Below are 21,346 nucleotides of genomic sequence, written 5' to 3' on the forward strand. Positions count from 1 at the left end.
CGGCTTTACAAAACCCCATATTCCTTTTCGTTACTTTGATAGATTTCTTCAATCCCCTTCCCTTTTGCCCTGGCTAAAATCTCCATCCGCACCGTTAATTGTTTCATCGTAAAATTCAATATAGCTTGTTGGTCATTGCCAAATGGATTTCCTAACCGATCATACCCCTCCGTATTTAACGCGATGGCCAGAGGAGAAAGTTGCTCCATTCTCTTTTCAACCTGTTTAAAGATATGTGGATGTTCACTGATGATTCGTTGTAGCAGGAAGGTCCCATAAGCAATATGGCGCGATTCATCCTTCTTCAAAAGACCCACGCCTTTTAATAAACCAGGCATCATTTTATTAGCTTCAAGCGTCTGATAAAAACCGAAATATCCAGTTTCTGCAAGAACTCCCTCGGTAAACATATTATAAACAGTGGCTGCTTCTGCCAATGCTTCAGGGGATTGGTCGGATAAAAGTTTCTCCATCGCTTCAGGCAATATTTCGTAAAAAATCGATTTATAAGTGTCTGAATGATAAACTGTCAAATCACCCGTTTCACCAACCTGATCTAATGTATAACGAAAGAACTCCATATGCTTCGCTTCCTCGAACAGAAATGTCGTTAAGTACATTTCTTCTTCAATCCTGCCTTCTTTGGCTATCGTCATAATGAGAGGCAGCAAATCCAAAGTCACTGCTTCTTCCCCGCCCTGAAAAAGTGAAATGATCCGTAATAACACTTGCCTTTCAATATCAGTAAATGACTTCCAATCTTCTTTATCCTGGCTGAAATCAATGTCACGAGGATTCCATATACCGAATCTTTTGGCCTTTTGATAGAGTTTAAATGGCAGGGTATCTTCTCTAAAACTCCGGCTGGTGGTCGTTAAATTCTTTCTTTTCATGGTAATGCCTCCTTAAAATTAAGAACTTTAAACTTTTGTATCCAAGGATTTATTAAATTTGTAAGAGTTTTCATTATATTGTAAGATATTAGTAGCATTTATCCTAGCACTGAAAATGTAGGGAGGAATAAAGTCGAATGCTTGAGGAAACTATGATGAATCATGTAAAAAAGATTTCCCATCAAAAAGATATGGCAAATAAAGCACAAATGATCTTAAAGGGCTGTGTGGATTTTTTTTCATTTCAACGCGCTTCTTTATTCAGTTACTCATGTTTAACAGGAATGGGTGAAGGAATATGTGCATGTACGAGTGAAGAGACCTTTTCATTACATAATGTTAAAGAAAATATTCATGATATATATCCCATCCACCAAGCAGTCATCCATAACAAACCCATATACTTAACCATCCAACATGCGAAATCCTCCATCCCTGCAAAATACGTTAAAAGGTTTTCCATCTCTTCATTGGCTATCATTCCGGTAATTGTGAATGACATGGCCATCGGTTTAGTGTTGGTTGATCCCATTCACGCTAACGAGCCTGTTACCAAGAATGATTTAATGAAGCTTTCCCATTATTTAAAATTGGCCGTCGGTTCGACATTGGATTCCGCCCCTCCCACTTACCTTCTAAGCAAACGTGAAGTGGAGGTCCTTCAATATTTAGCCAATGGATTGGGATTAAAGCAAATGGCACCAAAGATGAGCGTTAGTGAATTCACAGTCAGAGATCATATTTCTTCTGCTATCAGGAAATTGGGAGTGAATCACCGGACCGAGGCCGTCGCTGTTGCCATAAGGCACAAAATGATTATGTGAAACAAAAAAAACCTTCAAAGAAGGTTTCAGACTGTAAACAAACTCTAAAAAAATCGAATTTTTTACGGTTTGTACAATTTGAACGTTGATTTCCTCTCCAGGCACTCACTTTTCCCGCTGGCGTCTCGTACCCTCCGTTCCAATCAACTTTGTTTTAACTTTTAAATAGAACCCTTTTGCCTAAAGTCTTCATTTGAGGTGATGAGGATGCTTTCTAAAACATGATTCTATTCAGCGAAAACACGGAGGTCTCGTTGAGCCTCAATACTTAATTTCAGGCCAAAATTCAAAGGGAATTTCAAAAGGGGTTCGGAATTTTTAAATTCCGAACCCCTTTTGTTTAAGTCTCATTGAGTCACTTTTTCTTCTACTTTCGTAGTCCAATTCAACTCGTCTGCGACTTTACCTGTTTGGACACCTGTCAGTGTATCATAAAGCTTTCTGGAAAGTTCGCCAGTTTCCCCGCTTTGAACAATCATTTCCTCACCATTCCACAAAAATTCACCAATTGGCGATATGACCGCGGCTGTTCCCGTTCCAAAGGCCTCTTCCAAGTGACCTAATTTATGGGCTTCATGGACTTCCTCCATCGAAATGCGTCTTTCCGACACGGGAAGACCCCAATGTTTCAGCAATTCTATAATGGAATCACGAGTAATACCCGGAAGGATGCTTCCATTTAAAGCAGGGGTGATGATTTCACCATTAATTTTGAAGAAAACATTCATGCTTCCAACTTCTTCGATATACTTTTTCTCCACTCCGTCTAACCAAAGAACTTGGGCATAACCCATCTTTTCGGATACTTCCTGGGCTTTTAGGCTCGATGCATAATTACCGCCCGTTTTGGCTTCACCTGTACCTCCATTAACTGCACGTGTAAAAGCTGACTCCACTGCAATTTTAACTGGATGGATGCCTTCTTTATAATACGAACCTACTGGTGACATGATGATGATGAACTGATACTTATTCGATGGAGATACTCCAAGATAAGGCTCAGTAGCTATAATGAATGGCCTGATATATAAAGATGTCCCTTCTACCTGGGGAACCCAATCCTTATCAACGCTAATTAAAGTCTTTAAGGCCTTCAACGCGAAATCAACGTCGACATCCGGTATGCATAATCGGCTATTCGAACTATTTAAGCGTTGGAAATTCTTTTCCGGACGGAATAAGATAATTTCATCCTCAGGTGTTGCATATGCCTTCAATCCTTCAAAAACGGATTGACCATAGTGAAAAATCATAGCTGACGGCTCCAATGAGAGCGGTTGATAAGGAACAATTCTTGGATCATGCCACCCTTGCCCTTGTGTGTAATCCATAATAAACATATGATCGGTAAACTGCTTACCGAACTCAAGCTGGTCCGCTTGTGGTTTTTCTTTCTTTGTTGTACTAAGCGTGATTTGCATGTCATGTTCCTTCATTACCAAAACCCCTTGTTGATTAAATTTACAAGATTTCACTTCCATAAAATCTATCTTTAATTAGTTTACTCCTATAAGGAATCATAGTTCAAGCCTTTAAGACGAAATTTTCGGAATTTTTTAAAATAAATGGGTTTTTCTTTGATTTCCAGACTATGATTCCTGAAAAAAGAATCAATTATTCCTGAAACCCCTAAAAATATCAATTCCGAGTGGTACGCTAAGATGTCTTGAATATTAGATTAATTTTATCAAAATAATCACTATAAAGCCAATGAGAATAATTCTGGTTCATCACACCTTAAGAGTAAATTCAATCGTTTCCCTTTTTGTAACCAGGAAAATCGATAAATGAAAAGACTTTTGGCAGATTCGTGAATAAAACACCTAAGCTAATAACTGCAAACCTTATATGTATATTAAAATCCTTAGAATATATAACATTTTTAATCCGAATCCATAAAGTGTTTTTTCCCAACTCTAAGCACAGAGGAAAATTTTACATGAAATTCAATTTAGTAGTTTACTACTAAATAATATTCTTATATACTTATCCCACAAGATAGATAAAACGCATGCAAAACGATATATTATAGATAAAACGCATGCAACTTTCTTATTTTTTAACGAAAAGGGGTAACAACATGACAAAAAACAGATGGTTAATCGCTTTATCCGCTATCGCCATTCACCTTTCCATTGGTGGTGCATACGCATATAGCGTTTACAAAAAACCATTAGTCGAGACTATGGGGTGGTCAGAAACTGAAGTAACTTTAGCATTCACAATAATGATGGCGCTTGCAGGAACTTCTGCTGCCTTCTTTGGCAAATTCGTAGAAAAAAATGGTCCAAGGAAGTCAGCTATGGTCGCTGCCGTATTATTCGGTTTAGGTCAAGCTGGTTCCGGTTTAGCAGTAATGGTCGATTCACTGCCGCTTTACCTAATGACATATGGGGTTTTAAGTGGACTTGGTATGGGGATTGGGTACATTTCACCAGTATCCACTTTAGTCAAATGGTTCCCAGATCGCAGGGGATTGGCAACAGGAATGGCAGTATTAGGTTTCGGTGCCGGAGCACTCATTACAGCCCCAGTAGCTGCAAGCCTTATGGAATCCGTTGGCATTTATACTACATATTATATTTTAGGCGCAGGCTATTTCATATTGATGTTCCTAGGAGCATCCTATATTGCACCGCCAAAGGCCAACTGGCTACCTGAAGGAATGAAGAAAGATATTGAGTCCGGTAAGAAAGAACTGAAGAAAGACCTAAGGCAATTAACTGCAAAAGAAGCGGTTAAAACTAAACACTTCTGGATGTTATGGTCCATGAAACTGATAAATACAAGTGCAGGGATCATGATGATTTCGGTAGCTTCACCTATGGCTCAAGACGTTGTTGGTCTGTCCGTAGCAGGTGCAGCAACATTAGTCGGAATTATGGGAATCTTTAATGGCGGAGGAAGACTTGGCTGGGCAGCAGCATCGGATTATATTGGACGTCCAAATGTTTTCGTCATTTTCTTCATCATTCAAATCGGAGCGTTCCTTTTACTTCCTACCACTACAAATACACTATTGTTCCAAGGACTCATCTTGCTGGTCGTTAGTTGTTACGGAGGAGGATTTTCAAATCTCCCTGCATTTGCCGGGGATTTATTTGGAACTAAGGAAATTGGGGCCATCCACGGTTACCTTTTAACTACATGGTCTCTAGGCGGGGTTTGCGGACCTATGTTAGTTACCGCAATCAGGGAAAGTACGAACAGTTACATCCCCGTATTCTATGTTTTCGCAGCATTAATTGCGATAGCATTTGCCATCTCCATCTGGTTGCGTCTGGACATTAAAAAAATGCAAACAGAACAGAAACAAGGGGTAACGAACCCATTCAGTAAAATATCCTAATTTAAAACCTTGTAAAAAGGCATTATCAAGTAAAGTTCCATAACCGGAATTCACCTTTGATGATGCCTTTTTTGTTTTGGCCTAACCGGCGGCTGCCCTTAAAAAAATTTCGGATATCTTCCGGATCGATGTCTTTTTGGAACTTTTTACGATTTATCATCCCAGCAGGATTTCTTGCTGGTGCAGTTTTGGCGCATTGCTTAAACTTAACCGCAGTAGTCTAGGGAAATGCATTCATTGGGCATATCGACTTATGAAGGTGAGGACAGGTAAAAGTCAAAGTGACCAAATATTTTTTAAAAGTTGACTTTCATATTTCAGTGAAAGTCTGTTTTTGTTTGCTTGCCGCTATATTAACAGACTGTATTCCCATCTCCTTCTGGTCAGCTATATCGAAAAAAGTTGAATGATCATTTTACACCAAACAATTAGAACAAGTTATTTAGTTTAACATTAAGCTAAATCAGGGAATCAAGTAAGAGATGGAATTAGGGGGGATTGTCTTGTGGATCAATAAACCGTTTTTCAAATATGCATGCGCGATCATTTTGATCATTTTAATTATTTTTTTACTAGGTAAGATTGATTATATTCTGCAGCCGCTACAAAAAATAATTGCTGCGATGTTTTTCCCTATTATTGTGGCTGGGCTTTTATACTATATATTACGTCCGGTCGTTAACTTTTTAACTGAATTTATCCCGAGGTCAGCTAGCATCTTTACCGTTTTTTTAATTATATTTAGTATGATTGGGATGGTAGGTTACTTTGGCAGTCCTGTAATCGTTGACCAATTTCAAAAATTATCTGAAAACCTCCCCAGCAAAGTCAAGGCATTATCTAAAGAATCTGAAGTCATGATTGAAAAAAATGATTTTGGCATGGTCAATATGGAAGAATTGAAAGAAAAAGCGGTCACACATTTGAAAGATTACTCCGAAAAACTCATAGTGAATGTCAATACCATTTTTTCCACGATCACTAGTGTTTTAACAGTATTGGTCATTACACCATTCATTTTATTCTATTTCTTGAAGGATGGAGATAAATTAAGACCATTTCTATTAAAATATATTCCGACCGATGTAGAATCAGAGGGAAACACGATTTTAAAAGACGTCGATAAAACCCTTTCAACTTATATTATCGGTCAATTCATCATATCAATCGTCATTGGAACTTTGATGTATATTGGCTACCTTATTATCGGTCTCGATTATGCACTTGTACTAGCCCTATTCGCCATGATTTTTACCGTTGTACCATTCCTTGGTCCATTAATAAGCATCATCCCTGCCCTCTTCATTGCCTTACAGCAAGACATTGGGCTGGCAGTGAAAGTACTCATTGTCCTTACCGTTGTTCAACAGGTCGAAGGGCACTTGGTTACACCGAATGTTATGGGAAAACGTCTTAACATTCACCCACTTACCATTATCTTATTGCTGCTTGCTGCAGGATCAATATACGGTTTCATTGGCATTTTAATCGCTATCCCCACGTATTCCGTAGTAAAAACAATCATAGGGAATTTCAGGAAGTTTTATAGCTTACGGAAAAGGGTTGCATAATCAGGAATGGTTGTCTAAACATTTAATTAAAGACGCTTGAAAAATAAAACAAAAATCATTCATCAACTTTTCAAACTGTAGACAAACTTTAGGATAAGCGAGTTTGCCTGCAGTTAATTGTTTTTCAAAACGTTCCAGTTCATCCACATATAACAGTAAAAAACAAGAAGGATAACCTATTCTTGATTTTAAATCTCTTTCGTGCCTCTTTTTATAGACAAACTAAAAACGTTGATAATTCTATCAACGTTTGTTTAATAATTTTTTAACAAAGCGCTTGAAAAACGATTTGAAGCTTTTCTTTTTGATAACTTGCTGGGCATGAAATTTCTTCTCGATATGAATTTCCTCTTTGTTTATGGCATTATTTTCTGCCAATACCAGACCCAAATCGGAGTTGTGATCTTTGTTTAGGACAATTTTATAAGGAATATTATGACTCATTGCCAATTTAATATATTTCCCTAAATATTGATAGTCCATCTGACCATTTAAAAACAAATTTGAACTGGGATACTGCTTCATCATCTGCTCTATCTCCGGATATACATTCGTTTCAAAGACTTGGCTTTTTTTTAGTACGATGACGACGCGTTCCCGTAATGTGCCCAGAAATTCCCTTCGTTCACTAGGCTTTATTTCTTTTGGACCATGGATTCCTTGTTCTAGATAGTCCTCCACATTTAGGCGTGACAATTCTTTTCCACCTCCGCTTTCACTTCAATAATGTATGTAATATGGCCAAAAATAGTGCCCATCATTCTTTAGGTATGCAAACAATCAGAAAGTACTCTGGGTTTAAAATACCCATTGTTAGTTTACCCCCACTTTAAAAAATTGTCACTTTAGCCCCACTTCATGCATAGGATAGTATATGTGTAAAAGTAGGTTGCTTAAATGAGGGACGGGGAAAAACATGAGGAAATTAATTGTATTTATATTGATATTCGCCTTTACTTTTGTTGGGTTCAGTAATACTTCAGGTGCTGCAGCAAGGCAACTGATTATCATCAATAAAGCCAATAATCAGCTTGCCTATTACGAAAATGATAAGTTGGTGAGGGTATTCATTGTGGCGACAGGAAAGAAAGCCTCCTACACTCCTGAAGGAAAGTTCAAGGTAGTGACAAAGATTGTGAATCGTCCCTATTATAAAGGCAACATTAGAGGCGGAGACCCAAAAAACCCTCTAGGTAAAAGATGGCTGGGGATCAATGCAAGGAACACACCAGGAAATACGTACGCAATACATGGCAATAATGATTCTACAACCATTGGGAAATATATAAGTGCCGGTTGTATTCGGATGTATAACAATGAAGTTCAGTGGCTGTACGATAGGGTGAGAATGAACACTGTAGTCTTGATTGCCAGTTCGAATAGATCATTTGCCACCATAGCTGCCACGAATGGATATAAAGTGAGCGGATCTGTGAGCCTACCTGTAAATACCAACTCCACCCTAAAAAAAGGAAGCAGTGGCCCCCAAGTAATTGAACTGCAAAAAAGATTAACTAAACTTGGATTCAGCACTAAAGGAGTGGATGGGTCATTTGGAAAAAACACCGAAACAGCTGTGAAAAAATTCCAAAGCTCTAAAAAGCTTACTTCTGATGGGATCGTCGGACCAAAAACGAAAAAAGCGCTTGGACTTAAATAATTTTCATTGCCGATATCCACTTTTAGAGGATATCTTTTTTTGTGTTTTAACTTTCCAACCTATACATTATTACCCATATCGTCTTTAATTTCCCACCACCGGTTATTGACTTTATGTTATAATTTATACATCAACAGCTAATCATAATCGCACTGTCATTACATAAAAGGAGGTAATACAAATGTACGATGAAATTCTCGTAAATTCCATTAAAGCAATTTTTGTTATTGGCACCATCTCGATGTTTGTGATATTAGGATTCGTAAAAGGACGCCGGTTTTAACTTTATCCAATTCTTTAAAATATCCTCACTTGCCTGATTACTTGTATTTTTTTCATACCGGTACTCAGGTTATTTTTAGTCAGAAAAAAAGCATATCCTCTATGGGCATGCTTTTCCTTACCAATTATCCGTTTTATCTAAAAGTTGATCGATGTCAAATGTATCAAGATGGAATGGAACTGACTCTTCTGCTATCGCTTCAGTGGCTAACAATAATTGGTCGATATCAATAATGGCCAAAACAGTCCTCTCCCTTTTTTAATGGTCTTTACCCTCATTTTTAATACTTTAAACAATTCGTTCAAAAGAAATTTTATTAGAGGGTATCTTTAAAATTTTACATTTGACATTTATTTAAGATGCAGTGAATCTTGTTCAGATCCTTCCGGAGAAAGCGTATGTATCAATTTAACCAGCTTATAAAAGGTCCCGCTGCAGATTGTTACCTCGGGCAGATTATGAAATATTGATTTTTTATTAATATGATAATTGTCTTTCTCAGGCGAATACACAATTATTTTCTTATTTAAAGATAAAGCATAGCCAAGCTCATATAGATTACCTTTTCCTGCGGTTAGGAAGATCAGCATGAAATCGGCTTCCTCAATCCCCTTTTTCTCATATTCTCCAATGCCGTCCGTTATTTGGTTTTTCTCATCATTCGTAATTAAATTCAAGTCATTCACACATGTAAACCCTTTTGAAGTCAATTTCTTGATCAATGATTTGACTTGCTTCAAATTTTTTTCGTCTGATGCTATATAATATTTCACACATACACCTCCAAAATATATAACTATTGATACTTTTTACCTACGTTACCTATACTATACATATTCGTTATAAAGAACGCAATATCCTTTCCCAAAAATTAAAAAATAATTAAATCGAAGTTTCAAGCGAAACAAAAAACCATCATTCCTCCACAGGTCATGATGGTTACAGACTGAAGACATCCCCTATGAAAATCGAGTTTGCCTACTGTTTTTTTAGGGGTTTGTGCAATTTAAACGTTAATTTCCTCTCCACCAGGCTCTCGCTTTTCCCGCAGGGGTCTCGCACACCCGCTCCAATCAACTTTGTTTAACTTTTAGATAGAACCCTTTTGCCCAAAAGTCTTCATTGTTTTAAATAGAATGATTAAAACTTGAGGTGATGGTGACGCTTTCTACTGGAAAAATACTTGGGCGTCCTACTCTGATAACATATTTTTTACCAAATCATAAATGAAAGTGAAGCCAATCAGGAGTATTTTATACAATGGTCACTGTCGAGTTCACCTTATACAAAAAATAATATTCTATGTACGTATTAAGTGCCTGACAATCCGGGTTACAAAATTTTCATTGAATCTCAAGATATGCAAAATAAAAACCTTGTCCTTTAACCGGCAAGGTTTTTTATTTTGCATATGTGATATTTTCTATTTCAATCCTAAAGGGTGCAGCCTCACAAATATTGATTCCCCTATCCAGATTTACCTTTTCCATTTCACTTGCATCCGGGATTCTTTTTTTATCGTGAATAAAATGTTCGACCATGGATTCCAGCAGTTCTTGAGCACAAGCTAAGGCATCTACCCGATTCCTACCGCTAACGGAAGAAATAATTCCTTCTCGCCTAAAATCCGGGAAACAAACCTGAACGGAAAAAGAGTCGATAATCAACGGGTGTTTTTCATAATAGAATACGGCTGGGTACTCAAAGATTTGAATGGTCAAAATATCATCCCTTCATACAAAATTTAGGTTTTTATATTAATTATAACATGAATTTCCATTTTATATAGGTTTAATTTACTTTTCTTTGTTTGTCAAGTTAATTTTTGCACTCAATAGGTTGTTATGTCCGTATTTACTGCGAAATAAAAAAACACCAGGAAAATCAGAATCACGAGAACATTCAAGATTATTCCAACAATGCTGCACACTTTTCCAGCTGTCACTAATCCATCTCCAGATTCACCAGTAAGCTTAATTTCTTGTTTGCCCTTCGATGCAAATATTAAACCGAGAATACCTAATATGATGCCTATGAATGGAATAAACAAAGATAATACACCCATGATCAATGATACAATCGCTTTGCTATTGCTTCTTTTAATTTCCGACATATATTCCACCTTCTTTCTTCCTTTATATATACGGTTATTAAAAGCAAAAGATTCATTTTTTGTGTATTCATTCATCACTATTATTCCAGTCCATACCAGAAATCCACGCCTTTTCCGCCGACTGTATGCCAAGCCTCATCAAAGCACGTGCCTGTGGGGTCTCGGCTAGCCAGTTATTCGGCAGGAGTGTCGCAAATTTCTTCAATCTATTGGGGTTCACAAGGAAATTACATGAAGGATAACCAAGTATAGTTTTATAATCATAGTTAGGGGTGAGACACTTCCGAACCTCGTAAAAAACGACTCATTTCTGAGCCGTTTTTTTAGGTTCGTTTCAATTCAAGTCTCTGGGCTACCAAAGAAAGGCTATAATTCACAATGAAGTACATGAGAGCCACCAGGATCAAAATCGGTATTAAATACTTTTGACTTTGTCCATATATGATTTGACCATGATGGGTCAGCTCCGGCAAAGAGATGACAACCGCTAAAGAGGTATCCTTTAATAAAGAAATGAATTGGCTGACAATGGGAGGAACCATGCGGCGCAGCGCTTGGGGCAGAATAATATGTATCAATGCCTGTGTATAGCTCAAACCTGATGAACGGGCAGCTTCCATTTGGCCTTTATCAATGGATTTTAGCCCACTTCGAATGACTTCAGAAAGCATGGCTGACTCAAAAATTGTCAAGGCAACTATGGCTGCTGGAATGATTTCCAGTTTAATCCGTATCTCCGGCAAAGCAAAATAGGTAAAAAATATTATTAATAACAGAGGCAAATTACGCACCGTTTCTACAATCAAAGCTAATATTTGTGATAACACCGGCACTTTTGCGTATCGGATTATACCTACAAGACCGCCAATAATGAAACTTAGAATAATGGATATAAAAGCTACCTGGAGCGTTACCCAAAATCCTTCTAATAAAAACTTAAGATTATCTGGTGTATAGGCACCTGCAAAATCCATATCTTATACCTCCCTCAATTACTCTTAGCCAGACGTTTTTCCAAATAACCGACGCCAAAACTTAAAGGAATGGTAAGAATTAAGTAAAACGCTGCAACGAAAATGTACACATCGAACACGACAAAAGTCCTTGAAGAAATCAAATCCCCGTGGTACATAAGATCGAGTCCTGCAACAACGGCTAAAATGGAAGAATTCTTTACTAGATTGATAAATTGGTTTCCTAAAGGAGGAATGACTATTTTAACGGCCTGCGGCAGAATGACGAGCCTCATTGCCTGTCCATAAGTCAGACCTGATGAACGGGCAGCTTCCATTTGACCCTTTGGCACAGAAAGTATGCCTGCTCGAATTGCCTCAGCTATGAAAGATGAAGTGTAAATGGTCAAGGCTAATGTCCCGGCGTATAGTCCGCTTAGTTTAAGACCGAGAAAGAAGAAAAAGGTAATGATCAATAACGGTATGTTCCGAATGAACTCGACATAGGCGGTACCCAGCCAGTTTAGTGGCTTTAATGGTGCAATCCGCATGATGGCAATTAGCACACCAAGAATCAAACTCGCTATCAACGCGACCAAACTCGACATGATCGTATTTTTAAAGCCTAATAAATACATATCCAGATTCTCTGTTAAAATGGAGAAATCAAGCACGGCATACACTCCTTTAACTAGTAAGGATGAGCAAAACGCTCATCCTCATAGACAAATGTTCAAATGTTATTTAAGGTCAGCTTCCCTTATCCATTTGCTAAAATGTTTAATGTTTAATCCATTTATCATGGATTTCATCGTACTTGCCTGAATCTTTAAGAGACTTAAGGGCTTTATTCAACTCTTCAACAAATTCAGCATTTCCTTTTTTCACGGCAATACCATAAGGTTCTTCCGTAAATGTACCGCCAACAAGCTCATAACTTGGATCTTCATCTGCCATTCCATAAAGGATGGAATCATCCGTGGTCAATGCATCCCCTTGTCCGGATTTAAGTGCAGCGAACGCTTCGGAATAGTTTTCAAATTCAAGCACTTGTGCTTCAGGAGCTTTTTCACGGATATTTATGGAAGAAGTAGAGCCCTTGACAGCCAATACCTTTTTCCCTTTTAAACTATCAATACCCTTGATATCGCTGCCCTTTTTGACTAATAAAGATTGTCCTGCGTCGAAATAAACATCAGTGAAGTCTACTTCTTTTTTACGATCTTCCGTGATTGTCATGGTCGCTACAATCGCATCGATATCACCATTATTCAATAATGCCATCCTGGTTTTAGAAGTCACTTCTTTAAATTCAACTTTATTCTCATCACCAAGGATTTCTGCTGCAAGAGCTTTGGCAATATCAATATCAAAGCCTTCAACCTCTCCAGTACTAGGATTCTTCAATCCGAATAGTCTTGTATCATTTTTCACCCCAAAAACGATCTTATCCTTTTCCTTCACTTGTGCGAGAACATCTTTTTCTTTGTCTTTGCCTCCACCCTCTTCAGCTTTGTCTGAATCGTTCCCCCCGCCGCATCCAGATAATAAAATGACAGCCAGTAAGGATAGCAAAGATAATTTTAACCATTTCTTTTTCTTCAACATGTAATTCACCCCTGTTTTTTTTTTAATGATTTAATATACGGCTAAGGAATAAACGAGCCCTCTCTTCACGAGGATTGGCGTAAAACTCAGCCGGTGATGCCTCTTCTAAAACCCTGCCTTCGTCCATGAATACGATTCGATCCGCTACTTCACGGGCAAATCCCATTTCGTGCGTGACCACCACCATCGTCATACCTTCATGGGCAAGTGCTTTCATTACATCCAGTACCTCGCCAATCATTTCTGGATCCAAGGCTGAGGTAGGTTCATCAAATAGCATGATTTCAGGTCCCATTGCCAAACCTCTGGCAATCGCTACCCGTTGCTGCTGTCCACCTGAAAGCTGAGAAGGAAATGAATTCGCTTTATCTCCAATCCCCACTTTGTCCAGATACTTCAGTGCAATCTTTTTCGCTTCCTCTTCGGATTGCCCTAGAACTTTCCTGGGAGCAAGCATGATATTCTCGAGCACTGTTTTATGAGGATATAAGTGAAAATGCTGGAAAACCATACCGATATTCCGACGAAGTTTGTTTATGTCCGTCTTTTTATCCGCTACATTTAGACCATTTATTGAAAGGGAACCTTGCGAAATGGTCTCTAGACGATTAATGCATCGAAGCAGTGTACTTTTCCCTGAACCCGAAGGTCCGATGACCACTACCACCTCCCCCTTCTTAATTGTAAGATTAATTTCTTTCAATACATGGAAATCGCCATAATACTTATTCACTCGGTCAAAAACTATCATAATTAGCCCCCTGCCCAAAACTGAAAATTTATAATAATCAGAATTCTAAAAGCGTAATATATCACTCTCTTAACTCGAAACAAATCTTATGTATAATCCTTTCTTCAAAAATTATTTCCCAATATTTCATAATTCATCGTGAAAAGACCATTTTTATTGTTATTTTAAACTAGTAATTCAAATAATATATTCAATATTCACATTTTTTATTATATATAATATTTCTTAAAATTACCATATAAACTTTAAATTGTTAAAAACGATATTATATTTCATGATATTATTGCTATATTTCATAAAACTGATAAATTTAAATTGATATCCCATAAAAAAAATTCCCTCTTTTTGTAAAAATGCATTTATTTCCCGAAGGCTTAATACGCTCTTAAAAATACAAAAAGACAGCTATCGCTGTCTTTTTCATCATTCCTTTATCGCGTCTTCAAATGGCGCTGAATATAAACCCCTTGGCGCCAGCATATCCGTATCCGATTCACGGATTTCCCCTCCGTGAGTATATGGTCCTGCCGGAAAAAAATCAAACAAATCACTTTCCTTATGTATGATCAAGAAATAATCGTATAAATCATCCATAAGTTCCTGATGTTCATCTATTTTCACGATTTCGCCATATTCATCAATTTCAAAGTTTTCATTTATCGCATCCTGAAGTTCCTCATTATTTGAATACGCGATATAAAAATCGACATCACCGCACTCCATGCATAGCAAGAGTTTTTCTTCCAGTGACTCTTCATAGGTTTTCAGAACGATTCCCTTTAAAATGGCATCAATCTTTCCAGTATTAGTCAGTTCAATTTTAGTCTGGAACATAAAACCCCTCCAATCAAATACAGGCATTAAAAAAAGTAAACACCAGTTTAACAAGCTTGCCCTTTAATTTTAAATGAAAATGATTTGGACACCTAAATCAAGTCCACAAGTCGTTCACTAACCGCGAGGTCAAAGGTAATTCATATAATCTTTCCGGATCCCTCTTTTAATTAGCCAGGATTCTTCCGCTTCTTGTATATAATAAGTTTGCCCACATAATTAGAATGATAATCTCCTATAATACAAAGAAAAAGATGATTGGAAGCGTAATCAGGCTTAATGATGTACTTATGAACGTAGCACTTGATACGAATTCAGGCTCCGTATTGAATTGGAGCGCATACATCGTAGTGTTGGCAGCCGTTGGCATTGCAGCTACGATGATCATGATATGCCTGACCATATCACCCACTGGCAAGGCAAGAGATAGCAGGAAGGCAATGGCCGGTGACACGGCAAGTTTAAGGAGCAGCGAAACTGATAGCTTCCGATAGGCTATTTTTTTCAGCGAAATGTTGGCCAGCTGCATTCCCAGTGTAATCATTATTGTGGGAATCGCTGCATTTGCAACAAGGTTAATAGCTTCCATAACCGAATTGCTTAAAGGTACGTTAACGAACTGAAATACTGTACCGGCAATGGCTCCATAAACAATTGGCATTCGACATACTGCTTTAATCGCCGTTTGAACTCCGTTACCTTCCGGGCTGCCCTTCGCTGCGAAATAAATGCCGATCGTGCACATCACTAACTGCTGTCCCACCATAAGGATGATTGCATAATCGAGTCCTGCGGCTCCGAATAACAGGAAAATGACGGGTGTTCCGTAATTTCCGTTATTCATGAATGCAGATGCCAATATCATGCCGCTTGTCTCAGTGACTGTATAATTGCGAAAATAAGATATGATGTAGACTACCAGTATAAGAGAAAGACAAAGTACTATCGTGAATAAGAACAGGTAGAAATAATTAATCGTAAATTCTGCGGAATAAAAAGTCCGGAACACAAGAAAAGGTGACATTAAATATAATGCCATCGTGGAAATCGATTTTGTATCAAGTTTGAACTTTTTCTGACCGATGAACCCTAAAACAAAAATACCGAATATCGGTAAAAGAACTCCCAAAAACCCCATGCACTTCACCTTCATAATCTTAATGATTTTCTTTTAACAATATCAGTTTTATTATTATTTGTAAAAATTCTTTTAAACCATTTTGATTGCACATCATATATTCTAACACAAACTGACTTTTCTCTATTTTCAGAAAACAATATTCCATTTCCCCATGCATATGGTATATTGTTTATTATATTTACGTTAATAAACGTAACATCAGTACTTTAGGTTATAAATATATATGAAGGGGTGTTTTTAGTGGATGTAAAATTCATGGAGATGGCTGTTCAGCTTGCATATGAAAATGTATTGGCGAAGAACGGAGGACCTTTCGGTGCTATAATCGTAAAAGATGGCAAAGTCGTAGGCAGAGGATGTAATAATGTGACAACAGCCAACGATCCTACTGCTCACGCCGAAGTACAAGCGATTCGTGATGCATGCAGGAATCTCGACAGCTTCCAGCTTACAGATTGTGAAATATACACTAGCTGCGAACCTTGCCCCATGTGCATCGGTGCTATTTATTGGGCACGTCCAAAAGCCATTTATTACGCATGCACTAAAGAAGACGCTGCAATTATCGGCTTTGATGATCACTTTATATACAAAGAACTTGCCCTGCCAATGGAAAATCGCACGATTGAAATGAAACAATTGTCTTTTAATGACCATGATTTACCATTCCGCACATGGGAAACCAATACGGAAAAAGTGAAATATTAATCGGATATATTTTGCCAAAGGGGTTACGAATATGAAAAAAAAATTACTTAAAAGGAGAATTGACGTTGCAGCAGGAAGAACACCAGCAGATTGCGTCATTAAAAACGGGCAAATCATAGATGTTTTCAATGGGGATATCTATACAGGCGACATTGCGATCGTCGATGGTTACTTTGCTGGAATTGGGCATTATGATGGTATTTCACAAATCGATGCTGCAGGAAAATTCGTATGCCCTTCCTTCATTGATGGCCATGTTCATATAGAATCATCGATGGTCAGGCCATATGAACTTGCAAAAATCCTCCTTTTACATGGTGTGACCTGCATCGTTGCAGACCCTCATGAAATTGCCAATGTTTCTGGCAAAAAGGGCATGGAATATATGATTGAACAATCCGCTCAACTTCCTTTTGACTTTTACTTCATGATGCCCTCTTGTGTACCTGCTACGGAGTTTGAACATTCTGGTGCTGTCTTAAGAAGTGAAGATTTAATTTCCTTTTATCAAAACCCGAGAGTGCTTGGTTTAGCCGAAGTCATGAATTTCCCTGCCGTTTCACATACGGAGGAGGATATGCTGCAAAAAATATATGATGCAAATAGACTAGGCAAAAGCATCGATGGCCATGCAGCCGGATTATCCGGACAACAGCTCGATGTTTATATGAGTGCAGGCATAAAAACGGATCATGAATGCACTACTGCGGAAGAGGCAAAAGAAAGACTGCGTAAAGGTATGTATCTTATGATCAGGGAAGGCACCGTTGCCAAAGACTTAATAAACCTGATTCCAGTTATTAACGAGAAGAACTCCCGCCGTTGTTTATTCGTCACCGATGACCGGCACCTAGATGATATTGTATATGAGGGAAGTATCGATCACAACGTTCGACTTTCCATAGATACAGGTGTCCCGCCAATTACCGCCATACAAATGGCGACCATTAATGCAGCAGAATGCTTTGGTTTAAAGGAACATGGTGCAATTGCACCTGGATACAAGGCAGACTTCCTTCTATTGGATGATCTTGATTCCATCAACATCCACTCGGTTTTTAAAGATGGAAAGCTTATCGTTCAAAATAATCATTTACTTAACTTTCCAGATGATAGGAAACAGGTTATTGATGACGGGTTGAAGCACTCCGTTCATTTTCATGAAATAACCGAAGATGATTTGGCGATACCTTTTAAAAATGAGTTCGCTAATATTATTGAGATAACTCCAAACAGCTTGATTACAAAGCATTCGATTGAACCGGTCACACTTAATCATGATGGACTATTCCATTTCTCCGAACATGTTGATCATTTAAAACTTGCTGTTATTGAAAGGCATCATCTGACCAAACAATTAGGTCTTGGAATCGTCAAAGGGCTCGGGTTGAAATCAGGTGCAATTGCCACTACAGTAGCCCATGATTCACATAATTTGATCATTGCCGGAACGAATGATCAGGATATGCTGCTGGCAGCAAAGGAAATCAAAAAAATGCAGGGTGGATTGACCGTAATCCAAAATGGGGAAATACTCGCTTCCCTTCCCCTGCCAATAGCTGGATTGATGAGTGAATGTGATTATATGGATGTGGTCCATTCATTGAATAAAATCGATGAGGCCCTATTGAAACTCGGTGCTAACAGACATTTCAACCCTTTTCTTACACTTGCCTTCTTGGCGTTACCTGTCATCCCTGAAATCAAACTGACGGATCAGGGTTTATTTTCCGTTTCTGAGTTTAGGCATATTCCTATCGAAGCCTCAAAGCCAGTCGATTAAATTTGACCCCCTAGTCGGGGTTTTTTTCTTCGCACCCAAAAACTCCCAAAATAAAAAGGTTCCAAATCAACAGAATACGGGAAAAGGATATAAGGTATCATCTATGTTAAAATAAAAATAAACACAAATCTTTCTTGGAGGAGATAAATATGGTAAAACATGATCAACAGAACATTATTGGATACATAGGCACTTACACAAAAGGAAACAGCAAAGGTGTTTACCGATTTACTTTAGATACAGCTGAAGGAAAACTCAGCACACCGGTTCTTGCAGCAGAATTGACCGATCCGACTTATGTCGCCATCAGCCAGGACAAAAAGAATCTCTACGCCATTTTAAAAGAATCGGGCAGTGGAGGTGTTTCAGCCTATTCGATTAATGAAGATTCAGGTGAGCTTACCTTCTTGGGGAAACAACTGACACCAAACGGTTCTTCCTGCCATATTAGTGTAGACAGCAAGAAACAGGTCTTGGTCACTTCCAGTTATGGTGAAGGCGTGATTGAATCATATCCGCTTCATGACGACGCGACCCCTTTGCCTGTATCATCAACTGTTCAACATAAAGGTCAAGGACCGAATGAAGAACGTCAGGAAAAAGCACACACTCACTTTGCTGGTTTCACACCAGATGAAAGGTTCATTGCTGTAGTCGACCTCGGGATAGATAAAGTGATAACCTATAAAATACATAGTGGGATTTTGGAAGAAGTAAACAGCTTATCTGTTGCTCCCGGCAGCGGACCACGGCATCTGACCTTCCACCCAAACGGAAAATTTGCGTATGTTATGGCAGAATTGGTACCAGAAGTCATTGTTTTGAGCTTCGATAGTCAAACTGGAAGTTTTTCTGAATTACAAACGGTTCGGACCGTCCCGGAAGATTTCAAGGAAAATAACCAAGGAAGTGCCATTCATATTTCTGATGACGGGCAATTCATATATGCTGCAAACCGCGGACATGACAGTATTGCCGTTTTCCAAATCAATCAAGAAACAGGGAAACTGGCATTCGTGGAACTGGTTTCTACCGAAGGTCACTGGCCACGTGATTTTTCATTGGATCCTAGCGGAAAATTCCTGATCGCTTCTAATGAACAATCAGGAAACCTGACACTATATGCACGGAATGAGCATGACGGAAAATTAACATTATTGCAAAAGGATGTTCAAGTTCCCTTCCCTGTTTGCGTAAAATTCTTATAATCTTAAAAAAAGGATTGAAGCTTGTACTACAGCTTCAATCCTCTTTTTTATATTCTTCTTTAATTCCATTTCTCCGCCATTTCGGGAAAATCTATATATGGGTTACGATTACCCTGCATTTCATGTATAGCCTGGTTTCTATGTTTTTCATAAGTGCTGACGGGAAAAAGCTGATGCCATTCCAAAAGCAGTGCCAGGTCGATTTTGCTGCTATCGATGATTCCCTCATATCTGAGTAAAAAATACAAAGTTGCCCTCGCCACGATCCCTTTTCCGTATTCAGGCTCGAATTTACTTTCGTCTGATTTTCCGCAACCCGCTTTTATACCGGCAGCCGATCTCTCAGGGATATAATCCTCAAAATCATGGTATGGATAGTTACTCCGGCTGCTATTACACGTTGGTTCACAAGCGAACAGATGATGCAAATCCCCCCTCATCGGTTCTTTTTTATCGAACCATGATTGAGGTACTACATGTTCACAATTAACGAGAATGTTCTCCGAATTTATTGATTCAATACCTCTTGACAACACTTCCAGTATACGGATATCTTCCTCAATCACTTGTACAGGATCCATCCCTTTACCGGAATACAGACTTTTCAGCTGGCCATTTTCCTGTAAGTCCACCCATGGGTAAACATGACGATGTGGTGAGTAGTTCAGCTGGTTTTTATGGGTTGCCACAAGTAGGTCCTTCAATCCTTCCCGGTCCAAGGAACCATCTTTGTAGTATGCTAGCTTAAGTTCCTGATCTTTGGTTTCATCATAGTATTCGCGGTTTTCATTGAAGTTGACTAGTGCAGCCATTGCCATTTCCCGTTCTTTTTCAAGTACTTCAAAACTATACTTCATCCACTCATCCCCCCGCTTCTATTAAAAACCTAGCATTTACCATAATTAAAGCTTAATAGAAAAAGACTGAAAAAAAAAGGTGCTTTAGAAGTGTCTAACGAAGAATTTCAATAAAATGGGTAAGGATTTTCGCCGTCATTCCCCAGATTACCCGACCATTATATAAGTAAAAATATTCTTCCATCCGTTTCGGCTGCCATTTATAATTCTCCCCTCCAACGACTAAATCGTGGGGGAAGTTTTCATGCGGTTCCACTTTATATTCCACATGGTAAATTTCTGGCGGTTTTTCCATGAAAAAGGATAGCGGGACCGTAAAAATGGTTTCTACCTCAGCTGGATTAGGTATTATCCGTTGATGGTTACGAACAAACCCTGCATAAGGATAGACGATCATCCCAAATGGAGATACCAAATAATCGATAGGAAAGACATTATCGATATCTTCTTTTCTCAAATTAAGTTCCTCATATGTTTCCCTTAGGGCCGCCGCCTGTTCATCATGGTCCAGCTTGTCTATTTTTCCGCCGGGAAAACATATATCCCCCGGCTGCCTCCTCAGTTTGTGTGAACGTTCTTCGAAAAGAACATGAATTCCATCTTCTTTCTCTAGAAGCGGTACCAATACAGCATACTTTGAAAAATTCCCACTCCCTAAAATTTCAGGGATATGTAATGTTAGTTTTTTTGTTATATCTTCATTATTCATGTCCCTCACCTCTTCTGACGGTTAATATTGAGTTTCTACCACTCCTTATCATTCCATTTTCGAACATCTGCTATAACTAAGCAAGGAAAACGATTCAAAAT

22 protein-coding genes are annotated in these 21,346 nt (G+C 38.4%); 7 read left to right on the forward strand and 15 right to left on the reverse strand.

The genetic code is table 11. From position 1 onward, the window contains the following. Positions 1-5 precede the first annotated feature (5 nt). Positions 6-893 (reverse strand): R2-like ligand-binding oxidase, encoded by an 888-nt coding sequence (locus ACIROD_RS00790; protein ID WP_101225405.1) that lies wholly within the window; start codon positions 891-893, stop codon positions 6-8. Positions 894-1,030: 137 nt separating this feature from the next. Here ACIROD_RS00790 and ACIROD_RS00795 point away from each other — a divergent pair, with 137 nt between their 5' ends. Beyond that, the gene (locus tag ACIROD_RS00795; RefSeq protein ID WP_402937171.1) at positions 1,031-1,717 is read left to right on the forward strand and encodes a response regulator transcription factor; all 687 of its coding nucleotides are present in this window, start codon (positions 1,031-1,033) and stop codon (positions 1,715-1,717) included. A 347-nt stretch (positions 1,718-2,064) separates the two neighbouring features. On the opposite strand, the gene ACIROD_RS00800 is transcribed toward ACIROD_RS00795, so the two are convergent. After that, complete coding sequence (locus tag ACIROD_RS00800) at positions 2,065-3,153, reverse strand: branched-chain amino acid aminotransferase (protein WP_101225407.1); 1,089 nt, start codon at positions 3,151-3,153, stop codon at positions 2,065-2,067. 644 nt (positions 3,154-3,797) lie between these two features. On the opposite strand from ACIROD_RS00800, the gene ACIROD_RS00805 reads away from it, so the two are divergent. Beyond that, entirely contained in the window at positions 3,798-5,066 is a 1,269-nt protein-coding gene (locus ACIROD_RS00805) for an L-lactate MFS transporter (RefSeq protein WP_402937174.1), read from the forward strand. 503 nt (positions 5,067-5,569) lie between these two features. After that, positions 5,570-6,637, forward strand: a complete 1,068-nt coding sequence (locus tag ACIROD_RS00810) for an AI-2E family transporter (RefSeq protein WP_402937176.1) — start codon at positions 5,570-5,572, stop codon at positions 6,635-6,637. A gap of 243 nt (positions 6,638-6,880) precedes the next feature. Here ACIROD_RS00810 and ACIROD_RS00815 read toward each other — a convergent pair whose 3' ends face one another. After that, positions 6,881-7,333 carry a YueI family protein gene (locus ACIROD_RS00815; RefSeq protein ID WP_402937178.1) on the reverse strand — a complete coding sequence of 151 codons (453 nt, stop codon included), beginning with the start codon at positions 7,331-7,333 and terminating at the stop codon, positions 6,881-6,883. 220 nt (positions 7,334-7,553) lie between these two features. On the opposite strand from ACIROD_RS00815, the gene ACIROD_RS00820 reads away from it, so the two are divergent. Beyond that, complete coding sequence (locus ACIROD_RS00820) at positions 7,554-8,297, forward strand: L,D-transpeptidase family protein (protein ID WP_101225410.1); 744 nt, start codon at positions 7,554-7,556, stop codon at positions 8,295-8,297. Between the two features lie 400 nt (positions 8,298-8,697). On the opposite strand, the gene ACIROD_RS00825 is transcribed toward ACIROD_RS00820, so the two are convergent. The 10 genes from ACIROD_RS00825 to ACIROD_RS00870 form a co-directional block, all read right to left on the reverse strand. Continuing rightward, positions 8,698-8,820 carry a hypothetical protein gene (locus ACIROD_RS00825; protein ID WP_272492815.1) on the reverse strand — a complete coding sequence of 41 codons (123 nt, stop codon included), beginning with the start codon at positions 8,818-8,820 and terminating at the stop codon, positions 8,698-8,700. A 110-nt stretch (positions 8,821-8,930) separates the two neighbouring features. Next, positions 8,931-9,353: a nucleoside 2-deoxyribosyltransferase gene (locus tag ACIROD_RS00830; RefSeq protein ID WP_157831145.1), complete on the reverse strand. Its 423-nt coding sequence runs from the start codon at positions 9,351-9,353 to the stop codon at positions 8,931-8,933. A 627-nt stretch (positions 9,354-9,980) separates the two neighbouring features. Beyond that, positions 9,981-10,301 carry a type II toxin-antitoxin system HicB family antitoxin gene (locus ACIROD_RS00835; RefSeq protein WP_101225412.1) on the reverse strand — a complete coding sequence of 107 codons (321 nt, stop codon included), beginning with the start codon at positions 10,299-10,301 and terminating at the stop codon, positions 9,981-9,983. A 110-nt stretch (positions 10,302-10,411) separates the two neighbouring features. Further along, entirely contained in the window at positions 10,412-10,693 is a 282-nt protein-coding gene (locus tag ACIROD_RS00840) for a DUF4190 domain-containing protein (protein ID WP_402937182.1), read from the reverse strand. Between the two features lie 323 nt (positions 10,694-11,016). Continuing rightward, the gene (locus ACIROD_RS00845) at positions 11,017-11,667 is read right to left on the reverse strand and encodes an amino acid ABC transporter permease (protein ID WP_034307000.1); all 651 of its coding nucleotides are present in this window, start codon (positions 11,665-11,667) and stop codon (positions 11,017-11,019) included. Between the two features lie 14 nt (positions 11,668-11,681). Beyond that, entirely contained in the window at positions 11,682-12,320 is a 639-nt protein-coding gene (locus ACIROD_RS00850) for an amino acid ABC transporter permease (RefSeq protein WP_048687123.1), read from the reverse strand. 106 nt (positions 12,321-12,426) lie between these two features. Next, positions 12,427-13,254, reverse strand: coding sequence for a transporter substrate-binding domain-containing protein (locus ACIROD_RS00855; protein WP_402937185.1), 828 nt, complete (start codon positions 13,252-13,254; stop codon positions 12,427-12,429). Positions 13,255-13,276: 22 nt separating this feature from the next. After that, positions 13,277-14,005, reverse strand: a complete 729-nt coding sequence (locus ACIROD_RS00860; protein ID WP_048687119.1) for an amino acid ABC transporter ATP-binding protein — start codon at positions 14,003-14,005, stop codon at positions 13,277-13,279. Between the two features lie 423 nt (positions 14,006-14,428). Then, the gene (locus ACIROD_RS00865; RefSeq protein ID WP_402937188.1) at positions 14,429-14,839 is read right to left on the reverse strand and encodes a hypothetical protein; all 411 of its coding nucleotides are present in this window, start codon (positions 14,837-14,839) and stop codon (positions 14,429-14,431) included. 235 nt (positions 14,840-15,074) lie between these two features. Then, entirely contained in the window at positions 15,075-15,977 is a 903-nt protein-coding gene (locus tag ACIROD_RS00870; protein ID WP_101225417.1) for an AEC family transporter, read from the reverse strand. Between the two features lie 258 nt (positions 15,978-16,235). Between ACIROD_RS00870 and ACIROD_RS00875 the strand changes: the two genes are divergently transcribed. From ACIROD_RS00875 to ACIROD_RS00885, 3 genes are all read left to right on the forward strand, one after another. Next, positions 16,236-16,688 carry a nucleoside deaminase gene (locus ACIROD_RS00875; protein WP_101225484.1) on the forward strand — a complete coding sequence of 151 codons (453 nt, stop codon included), beginning with the start codon at positions 16,236-16,238 and terminating at the stop codon, positions 16,686-16,688. 31 nt (positions 16,689-16,719) lie between these two features. After that, a complete protein-coding gene (gene ade, locus ACIROD_RS00880; RefSeq protein ID WP_402937190.1) occupies positions 16,720-18,471 on the forward strand; it encodes an adenine deaminase in 1,752 nt (583 codons plus the stop codon). Positions 18,472-18,620: 149 nt separating this feature from the next. Continuing rightward, entirely contained in the window at positions 18,621-19,679 is a 1,059-nt protein-coding gene (locus tag ACIROD_RS00885) for a lactonase family protein (RefSeq protein ID WP_402937192.1), read from the forward strand. Between the two features lie 59 nt (positions 19,680-19,738). Here ACIROD_RS00885 and ACIROD_RS00890 read toward each other — a convergent pair whose 3' ends face one another. Together ACIROD_RS00890 and ACIROD_RS00895 are read right to left on the reverse strand one after the other, a co-directional pair. Next, positions 19,739-20,536, reverse strand: coding sequence for an endonuclease I family protein (locus ACIROD_RS00890; RefSeq protein WP_260357759.1), 798 nt, complete (start codon positions 20,534-20,536; stop codon positions 19,739-19,741). A 94-nt stretch (positions 20,537-20,630) separates the two neighbouring features. Continuing rightward, positions 20,631-21,245, reverse strand: coding sequence for an NUDIX hydrolase (locus ACIROD_RS00895; protein ID WP_260357760.1), 615 nt, complete (start codon positions 21,243-21,245; stop codon positions 20,631-20,633). Positions 21,246-21,346: the final 101 nt, after the last annotated feature.

Origin of the sequence: Peribacillus sp. NPDC101481, assembly GCF_044767165.1 — a bacterium.
GTDB lineage: Bacteria > Bacillota > Bacilli > Bacillales > DSM-1321 > Peribacillus.

What these genes read in the sequence shown, in the direction of transcription:
- ACIROD_RS00800 (WP_101225407.1), bottom strand. Translation starts at nt 3,153, where the DNA reads ATGAAGGAACATGACATGCAAATCACGCTTAGTACAACAAAGAAAGAA.
- ACIROD_RS00855 (WP_402937185.1), bottom strand. Translation starts at nt 13,254, where the DNA reads ATGTTGAAGAAAAAGAAATGGTTAAAATTATCTTTGCTATCCTTACTG.
- ACIROD_RS00885 (WP_402937192.1), top strand. Translation starts at nt 18,621, where the DNA reads ATGGTAAAACATGATCAACAGAACATTATTGGATACATAGGCACTTAC.
- ACIROD_RS00860 (WP_048687119.1), bottom strand. Translation starts at nt 14,005, where the DNA reads ATGATAGTTTTTGACCGAGTGAATAAGTATTATGGCGATTTCCATGTA.
- ACIROD_RS00805 (WP_402937174.1), top strand. Translation starts at nt 3,798, where the DNA reads ATGACAAAAAACAGATGGTTAATCGCTTTATCCGCTATCGCCATTCAC.
- ACIROD_RS00840 (WP_402937182.1), bottom strand. Translation starts at nt 10,693, where the DNA reads ATGTCGGAAATTAAAAGAAGCAATAGCAAAGCGATTGTATCATTGATC.
- ade (WP_402937190.1), top strand. Translation starts at nt 16,720, where the DNA reads ATGAAAAAAAAATTACTTAAAAGGAGAATTGACGTTGCAGCAGGAAGA.
- ACIROD_RS00820 (WP_101225410.1), top strand. Translation starts at nt 7,554, where the DNA reads ATGAGGAAATTAATTGTATTTATATTGATATTCGCCTTTACTTTTGTT.
- ACIROD_RS00865 (WP_402937188.1), bottom strand. Translation starts at nt 14,839, where the DNA reads ATGTTCCAGACTAAAATTGAACTGACTAATACTGGAAAGATTGATGCC.
- ACIROD_RS00870 (WP_101225417.1), bottom strand. Translation starts at nt 15,977, where the DNA reads ATGGGGTTTTTGGGAGTTCTTTTACCGATATTCGGTATTTTTGTTTTA.
- ACIROD_RS00845 (WP_034307000.1), bottom strand. Translation starts at nt 11,667, where the DNA reads ATGGATTTTGCAGGTGCCTATACACCAGATAATCTTAAGTTTTTATTA.
- ACIROD_RS00790 (WP_101225405.1), bottom strand. Translation starts at nt 893, where the DNA reads ATGAAAAGAAAGAATTTAACGACCACCAGCCGGAGTTTTAGAGAAGAT.
- ACIROD_RS00895 (WP_260357760.1), bottom strand. Translation starts at nt 21,245, where the DNA reads ATGAATAATGAAGATATAACAAAAAAACTAACATTACATATCCCTGAA.
- ACIROD_RS00795 (WP_402937171.1), top strand. Translation starts at nt 1,031, where the DNA reads ATGCTTGAGGAAACTATGATGAATCATGTAAAAAAGATTTCCCATCAA.
- ACIROD_RS00890 (WP_260357759.1), bottom strand. Translation starts at nt 20,536, where the DNA reads ATGAAGTATAGTTTTGAAGTACTTGAAAAAGAACGGGAAATGGCAATG.
- ACIROD_RS00875 (WP_101225484.1), top strand. Translation starts at nt 16,236, where the DNA reads ATGGAGATGGCTGTTCAGCTTGCATATGAAAATGTATTGGCGAAGAAC.